Annotated in this window: 1 protein-coding gene; it reads left to right on the forward strand. The window is 56.0% G+C overall.

Annotated features, from left to right (window positions below):
• Window positions 1-1,399 (forward strand): ShlB/FhaC/HecB family hemolysin secretion/activation protein (locus KZ793_RS22325; RefSeq protein WP_225817267.1); only part of this gene is annotated, 1,399 nt, incomplete at both ends.

Below are 1,399 nucleotides of genomic sequence, written 5' to 3' on the forward strand. Positions count from 1 at the left end.
TTGGCCGGCACTGAAAATTTCCCGCACTGGTTACCGTTCAGGCGTGTCGCCCAACAGGGCGAAAACCATTGCCTCGGTACTCAGGGCATTAACCGGCTGATGACCCAATTGCAAGATCAGCTGATTAATCACGGCTATGTCACCAGCCGGGTTCTGGTTCCTCGTCAGGATTTGCGTACCCAAACCTTAAAACTGGTGATGATACCGGGCAACATCCGACATATCCGCTATACCCCGGACAGCGGCCATTACATTCAACGCCTCACGCCCTTTCCCGCACGTGAAGGAAAATTGCTGGATTTACGGGACATTGAGCAGGGATTGGAAAACTTGCAACGTTTTCCGACGGTTCAGGCGGAGATGAATATTGTCCCGGCAGAACAGCCGGGCGAGAGTGATATTGTGCTGGACTGGCGTCAGTCTCGGCACTGGCGAGTCGCCACGTATCTGGATGATACCGGGTCCAAAAGCACCGGCCGTTATCAGGGCGGACTCACCTTTTTTCTGGATAACCCGCTGGCGTTAAGCGACCTGTTCTATCTCTCCGGTGGGCGCGATATTCACGCGTCTGCCGGGAAAGGCAGCCAAAACGACACGCTCTATTATTCGCTGCCATTTGGATACTGGATGGCGAGCGTGACCGCCAGTCACTACGATTATATGCAGACAATCGCCGGGCTGAATCAGGCGATTCAATACCGGGGCAAAAGCCAAAACCTGGCGATCCAAATCAGTCGGGTGCTACACCGCAACGCCGACCAGAAAACCCTGCTCAACGGTGAAATTTATCGCCGGGCGTCCCGTAATTTTATTGACAACACTGAAATCGATGTTCAGCGCCGGGAAACCGCAGGCTGGAAGCTGGGGCTGTCCCATCATCACGCTATCGGCAACGCTACTCTCGATACCAAGGTGACTTACCAACAGGGCATGCGGTGGTTTGGCGCGCAACCGGCGCCGGAAGAGTACCGCAATGAGGGGACGGCTTTACCCAAAATCACCCAATTCTCGGCGACGCTGGCCGGACCGTTAACGCTGTTTAATCAGCCCTTTTCTTATCAAACCCAGTATCTGCGGCAGATAAGCGCCAGCCCCTTGACGCCCCAGGATCGATTTTCGATTGGCGGCCGCTGGACGGTACGCGGTTTTGATGGCGAGTTGACCTTATCCGCTGATCGGGGCTGGTACAGCCGTAACGAACTGGACTGGCAAACCCCGCTGCGTGGGCAATCGCTGTATCTGGGGATCGACTATGGCGAAGTGGGCGGACGGGGCAGTGACGTTCTGCTCGGAAAACATCTGGCGGGGAGCGCCCTGGGCTGGCGAGGCAACCTGAAAGGGGTGAGCTACGACTTGTTTGTCGGTGTTCCGCTGTCCAAACCCGCCGGTTTCCAAACCT

The organism is Photorhabdus antumapuensis (genome assembly GCF_020387775.1).
Lineage (GTDB): Bacteria > Pseudomonadota > Gammaproteobacteria > Enterobacterales > Enterobacteriaceae > Photorhabdus > Photorhabdus antumapuensis.